The sequence below is a fragment of the Virgibacillus sediminis genome, from assembly GCF_042643265.1.
Classification (GTDB): domain Bacteria; phylum Bacillota; class Bacilli; order Bacillales; family Amphibacillaceae; genus Virgibacillus_O; species Virgibacillus_O sediminis.
This window is the reverse complement of the sequence record NZ_JBHRRZ010000039.1, coordinates 199,235-205,779: the sequence shown is the minus strand read 5'-3', so window position 1 is coordinate 205,779 and position 6,545 is coordinate 199,235. Positions and strand designations below refer to the sequence as shown.

Here is a 6,545-nt window from a genome sequence, read left to right as displayed (position 1 = left end):
GAGACCCCGCAGTGTGGGTTTTCACGAGGAGGCTCGGGCGTTCGTCCGCGGAAAGGGAATGGTTCGTGCTCCTGGAGGCAAGAAAAAAAGCTTGTAGAAAAACACGGGGTTTCTCTACAAGCTGAGCTGACACCTTGGGGTGTCAGCTTTTTCTTATCGGAAGACCAAGATATTTTGCTTTCTCAGCGGTAGGGGCAAATCTGTGGTAGAAACAGCTGATCCGCTGATAAACCGGTCACGAGCGGAAAAAATAGCTGAGCTGCTGATAAATAGGATGACCAGCGGAAAAAGCAGCCGACCTGCTGATAAGTAGGCTGATCAGCAGAAAAAATAGCTGACTTGCTGATAAATAGGCTGATCAGCGGAAAAAGCAGCTGGCCTGCTGATAAATAGAATCACAGCGGATAAATTAACTGACCTGTCGATAAGTAGGTTGACCGGCGGAAAAAACAGCCGACCTGCTGATAAGTAGAATCACCAGCGGATAAATTAACTGACCTGTCGATAAGTAGGCTGACCAGCGGAAAAAACAGCCAACCTGCTGATAAGTAGAATGATCAGCGGAAAAAACAGCTGACCTGTCGATAAGTAGGCTGACCAGTGGAAAAAACAGCCGACCTGCTGATAAGTAGGATCACCAGCGTATAAATTCGCCGACCTGCTGATAACCAGGCTGACCCGCTGATAATAGGCCTAGCTCTATACGCCTCAGAACGCGAAATACACCGGCAATGAACAGCCTCAACTGCCAGTGCCGGTGTATTGGTGAATTCTTTTAATTCATACTTAGCTGACGGAGGTATACTCCCGAGTTAGACATTCACATTTTGATTGTTCACTTTATCTTCCAGATCTTTTAAGCTGGATTCAATCTGTTCCAAGTATTGTTGGATATTTTCCTGATGAGGCTCTACCGTGTTTCTCCATTCCGCAATGGAATCTTTCATTTCTTCGGTAAGTTCCCGAATCATAACGATCCCTTCTTTGGAGGTATCGGCAAGCTGGTCTTTCAGGCGCTGTACATCCAGTTTGAGGCTGTATAGAAAATTCCTCGCTTCATATCCCTGCTCTTTCATCCTGCTGCGAATTTCCCTTCCGGTCGAGGGGGTGCTTAATAGTGTGACGGCAGCACTGACGCTGCCTCCAATAATGAGTCCCAGGAAAATGGATTTTCCTCTAGTCATACCTAACCAACGCTCCTTTCGTGCCCTTGTTATGTATTTTTCTCTAAATTACATGCAGTGAAACATATTATCCCTGCATGGCTTTCAAAAAAATCCTCTGACAACCGTATGCCAGAGGATTTTCTTTTAAATATTCTGTGTTGCTGTGATTGGCCGGGATCTATTGAAAATGCCCTGCACAATCGGATAGAGAATAACCATCAGGATGGTATTCACGGCTGCTGCCGGCAGAACTACCGCCAAGAATAATGCTAAAAATCCGCCTTCCATCATCCCTACAATGAACAGCGCGACACTTAAGAAAATCGATCCGCTTATCATGGTCCCCACAGCCGTCAGTACAGGTGCCGTAACGGTAGTTGGAACATGCTTCCTAATTAGAAGGAACATTCCCAGGAAAACCATGGCAGTGATCGGCTTATCAATGATATTCGCGATCTGTCCACCTGGTGCGGAAGTAGTTAAAGCAGAAATGATTCCAGTTGCAATGGATAATAGGAGCACATACTTCGGCTTAGGGAACAGAATAATCCCCAAGAACATCATGGACAGCAGCATATCCGGCTTCACCCCAAATAGTACAGGTGGCACAACTGCATGCAACACCGTTCCAATCCCTATCAATAGTGACAAGATTACTAAAATTCTTGTATTCATCTATAACTCTCCTCTTCTCAGCTTCTCTCAGCTTATATTCGAAGTTCCTCAGCTGTACGCCTATGTCAACTGCAGAAACTTCCCCTTCATTATAGCAAAATTAGACGTAAATATAAAGTACTAAATTTTTAGAAAAAGGCTTTCTTACTTTTCAACCCTCTGGTTTATTTCTCCGGCGATCTGTTGCAGTTCCGCTGAAGTGTAATCATCTGTATGTACGGTCCAGTTCGAAGAATATCCATCGCCATCACCATAGCGGGGGATCAGATGGATATGCAAATGGAAGACGGATTGGTCGGCGGGTTCTTCATTGTTATTCAGGAGATTCATGCCGATCGGCTGATACGTCTCTTTGATGGCATTGGCAATTTTAGGAACCCTTGCAAATAGTGCACCTGCCGTATCTGCAGATGTCTCATAGATGTTTTTGCTATGTGTTTTGGGAATGACAAGTGTATGTCCTTTCGTTACTTGGCTGATGTCAAGGAAGGCATAGACATGCTCGTCTTCATATACTTTGGCTGAAGGGATCTCCCCGTCCAGGATCTTACAGAAAATGCAATCATCATGACTCATTGCTAACACCCACTCCTTCAATTTATTTATTATAAACTATTGTATATAGGAATAAAGTGGAAGTAAAGCAACAATGGCAGTTTTACCCTGACTGCTGATCAATGGCTCCTCTAAAAAGGTTACAGACATGACCCGCCCGTGAGCGGATCATGCCTGCTTTAAGAAGAACGAGGGAAGCCGTCTGACGATCCAACCAGTTACACAGTAAGAAAGTCCGTTATAGTGACGGCGACTTATCAAACCTTTTTGTCAGCATCCCATTTCGCTGGGATGAATGTCTGGCAAAAGGGTTCAGTTTCATTGGAAGATCGGTCGGAATTACCACATTGCGCTTGCAAGAAGCTAAATTAAAGTATCGATCGCTGACACCTCATTTGTGTTTGTACATTTGTACATTAGCTCGATTACTTAAATATTATCTTCAGCGGTTACACGGTGGGTCATCCCCCGTCCTTCAGTAGCTATTATGTGCTGATCCTGCTGGTTTATGTACAATCCGGCAAAATTTTTGTCACTGCTCAGAACAGGGTTTGCTTTGGTTTCTCCATCATTAAGTGGTAAAATTTCAAGTAATTGAAGAATTATAGGAGGAAGAAATGTGGAACCTTTACTGCATATAGAAAATCTGCATGGGGGATACACCCATAAAAATGTGCTGCATGGCATTTCATTTGATATATATCCCGAGGAAATCGTTGGATTAATCGGATTGAACGGGGCTGGTAAAAGTACAACCATCAAACATATCATTGGGCTGATGCATGCAAAAAAAGGTTCTGTCTCCGTCAACGGCAAAACCTTCCAGGAAAATCCATCATCCTATCGCAACCAAATGGCTTATATCCCGGAAATGCCGATCCTTTATGATGAACTGACATTATATGAGCATCTGAGGCTGACGGCGATGGCTTATGACATACCAGAAAAAACATTTGAAGAACGCCTTCCCCCGCTGTTAAAAGAGTTCCGGATGGAAAAAAGGCTGAATTGGTTTCCTGTCCATTTTTCCAAGGGAATGCGGCAAAAGGTGATGATTATGTGTGCATTTCTCATTGAACCGCCGCTTTATATTGTGGATGAGCCGTTTGTGGGATTGGATCCGCTCGGAATCCAATCGTATTTGCAGCTGATGAACGATATGAAAGACAACGGCTCGGGGGTGTTGATGTCCACCCACATCCTGGCGACTGCAGAAAGGTACTGCGACCGTTTTGTCATTTTGCACGAAGGGGAAATTCGGACAATTGGCACATTGAAGGAGCTGCAGGACGAGTTCAATATGCCTCATGCTACGCTGGATGATTTGTATATCCAACTGACAAAGGAAGAAGATAGCCATGTTTGATGCACGAGAGCTGTTCAGGGAGCGGCTGTCTGAATATGTGAAAGAGACCAGCCGCTACTTACGCTACATATTCAATGGCCATCTCATGATTGCTATGTTCTTCTTTATTTCCGTATTGGCTTACTATTATCAAGGATGGCTCACCAGGCTGCCTGAAAATTTTCCCGCGGCATTGGTCATCGCCCTGGCATTCGGCCTTATAGCAAGCTATAGTCCTGTCCGCACGCTGCTCCAGGAACCCGATTTGGTCTTCCTGATTCCTGCCGAGCACAAGATGGAAGCCTATTTTCGCAATGCCATCATTTACAGTTTTATTGTCCAGCTATATTTGGTGTTCTTGATAGCAGCAGTTATAGGCCCGCTTTATTTTGCAGCATACCCGGACCGCAGCGGAAGGATTTACCTGTTGACGATTCTGGTACTTTTGATTTTTAAGCTTTGGAACCTGCTCGCCAATTGGTGGATGCAGAAAGTGAGAGATCCGGGGATGCGCCGGGCAGATACAGCAGCCCGGACATTCCTTGGTATTGCGGTCTTCTATTTTGCTGCAAGAGGCGATATGGTGTGGGCAGGTATTACCACGGTTGTCTATATAATCGTCTTTCTATATGATTACATGGTTTCAAGGAACCAGCCGGGGGTCCATTGGGAACTGCTCGTAGAAAGGGACAGGAACCGAATGCAGGCCTTCTACCGAGTTGCGAATATGTTCGCTGATGTCCCGCATTTGAAGAATCGGGTGAAAAAGCGCCAATGGCTGGTGAATCTGGTCAGCAAGGTCCCTTTCACGAGGAAGCATACATTCGATTATCTATATCGGATAACATTTGTCAGAAGCGGTGACTATCTCGGGATGTATGTCCGGCTGGTATTGATCGGCGGGCTGTTCATCTATCTGATTCCGAATCTGTGGCTGCAGGTTCTGTTTGCACTGCTGTTCTGTTATTTGAGCTGCTTCCAGATGATGTCCCTTTATCAGCATCATCGTACAACCATGTGGCTGGATATCTATCCAGTGGAAGTGGCACTGCGAAGAAAAGCTCTGGTGAAGCTGCTTTACCAGCTGACGATTGGACAGGCTGCCCTGTTCTCCCTGCTGTTTCTCATCCAGCAGGAATATACCGGTTTCTTTCTCTCCTTAGCCGGTGGGATACTGTTCACGTATCTGTTTATTAATGGATATGTCAAAAAGAAGATAGCTGCATAATATAGAGGAAGGGAGTTCCCAGCGGGGGACTCCTTTTTTTTGCAGTACAGTGGGGGGATATCGCCAGCACAGAGAGGGAATCAGCAGGAGGGCGGAAATATCACCAGTACAGAGAGGGAATCAGCAGGAGGGCGAAAAAAGAGGCTGGAAACAATTAAAAGGTTAACTCTCAGACAAATAATGAACTAAATTAGCGAAGTATCTTTCCGCAGCGGGCTTAATTCGGTTTTTTTGTTTTGAGTAAACACTTTTGTCCAGCCTCTTTTCCCGCTTTACTTATCTTGATAAGCAAAATAGGCAGAGATCAATGTTTTGGCCGCAATGGGCAGTGCACGTTCATCCAGGTCGAACATCGGATGATGGTGGGGGTAGACATGCCCTTCCTTGGCGGCGCCGGTAAAGAAGAAGGTACCTGGTTTTTCCATCGTATAATAAGCGAAATCCTCCCCGGCCATGACGGGAGCCACTTCTTCGGCCCTTGTGACACCATCCACCTTTTCTCCTGCTTCCAAGAGAAGTTCGGCTTCTGATTCATTGTTGATCAAAGGCGGGTATCCTTTGACATAATCAAATTCATAGTCGGCATCATTGCTGATACAGACACCTTTAATGATTTTCTCCATTTCTTCGATAATCATTTCCTGAACGTCCTGGCTGAAATGGCGTACGGTTCCCACTAGCTTAGCTTGGTCTGCGATTATATTGAAAGCAGTTCCTGCCTCAAATACTCCGACGGTTACGACAGCCGTGTCCATCGGATCCAGTCTTCTGCTGGTTATTTGCTGAAGCTGTGACATCACATTTGAACCGATGACGATGGCATCTTTGGTTTCATGCGGATAGCCGCCATGTCCGCCTTTCCCCTTGATGGTAATGGTGAAGCGGTCTGTACCGGCCATGAAAGCATTTTTCGATGTCTGCAGGACTCCGAGCGGGGTGGTGGCCCACAGGTGTGTGCCAAAGACGGCATCCACATGGTCGATGGCCCCTGATTCGACGATTGGCTTTGCTCCCCCTGGTGCATATTCCTCTGCATGCTGGTGAAGGAATTCAATCGTGCCTGGAAGTTCCTGCTGATATTCTTTTATAACCTTGGCAAGCGAAAGAAGCACTGAGGTATGCCCGTCATGCCCGCAAGCATGCATAACACCCGGAACCTTGGATTTATAAGGGACATCCTTTTCATCCTGGATGGGCAGGCCGTCGAAATCAGCCCGGAGCGCTATGGTTTTGCCAGGCTTTCCGCCCTTCAATGTGGCAATAACTCCGTTTCCGCCTACATTCGTTTTATAGGGAATGCCCAATTCTTCGTAAAAATTGGCAATATATTGTGCCGTTTTTGTCTCTTCAAAGGAAAGCTCTGGATACTGATGGAGGTAGCGGCGGATTTCCACCATTTCCTCATAGGCTTGATCCAATGATTTATGTATTTCGTTCAGCAACTAAAAAGACCTCCTTACTCTTTATCCAACTATTATAACATTTACATGCAAATTATGGGGGAATGGATCATCGGCACGTTGTTTCTAATGGGTTATGACAGTCCCCAGATTAATAAATTGCCATAGAAAAAGCA

At 45.6% G+C, this 6,545-nt stretch carries 6 protein-coding genes; 2 read left to right on the top strand and 4 right to left on the bottom strand.

Features of this window, described 5'->3' with window-relative positions; translation table 11 throughout:
* Positions 1-812 precede the first annotated feature (812 nt).
* The 3 genes from ACFODW_RS16795 to ACFODW_RS16785 all read right to left on the bottom strand — a co-directional run bounded on the left by ACFODW_RS16795 (position 813) and on the right by ACFODW_RS16785 (position 2,417).
* Entirely contained in the window at positions 813-1,184 is a 372-nt protein-coding gene (locus ACFODW_RS16795; RefSeq protein ID WP_390307944.1) for a YtxH domain-containing protein, read from the bottom strand.
* 126 nt (positions 1,185-1,310) lie between these two features.
* Entirely contained in the window at positions 1,311-1,841 is a 531-nt protein-coding gene (locus tag ACFODW_RS16790; RefSeq protein WP_390307943.1) for a tryptophan transporter, read from the bottom strand.
* Positions 1,842-1,985: 144 nt separating this feature from the next.
* The gene (locus tag ACFODW_RS16785) at positions 1,986-2,417 is read right to left on the bottom strand and encodes an HIT family protein (protein ID WP_390307942.1); all 432 of its coding nucleotides are present in this window, start codon (positions 2,415-2,417) and stop codon (positions 1,986-1,988) included.
* A 598-nt stretch (positions 2,418-3,015) separates the two neighbouring features.
* Between ACFODW_RS16785 and ACFODW_RS16780 the strand changes: the two genes are divergently transcribed.
* Together ACFODW_RS16780 and ACFODW_RS16775 are read left to right on the top strand one after the other, a co-directional pair.
* Entirely contained in the window at positions 3,016-3,762 is a 747-nt protein-coding gene (locus ACFODW_RS16780; RefSeq protein WP_390307941.1) for an ABC transporter ATP-binding protein, read from the top strand.
* The gene (locus tag ACFODW_RS16775; protein WP_390307940.1) at positions 3,755-4,969 is read left to right on the top strand and encodes an ABC transporter permease; all 1,215 of its coding nucleotides are present in this window, start codon (positions 3,755-3,757) and stop codon (positions 4,967-4,969) included. Before ACFODW_RS16780 ends, ACFODW_RS16775 begins: the two co-directional genes overlap by 8 nt.
* A 272-nt stretch (positions 4,970-5,241) precedes the next feature.
* On the opposite strand, the gene ACFODW_RS16770 is transcribed toward ACFODW_RS16775, so the two are convergent.
* Positions 5,242-6,411 carry a M20 family metallopeptidase gene (locus ACFODW_RS16770; RefSeq protein WP_390307939.1) on the bottom strand — a complete coding sequence of 390 codons (1,170 nt, stop codon included), beginning with the start codon at positions 6,409-6,411 and terminating at the stop codon, positions 5,242-5,244.
* Between the last annotated feature and the right edge of the window lie 134 nt (positions 6,412-6,545).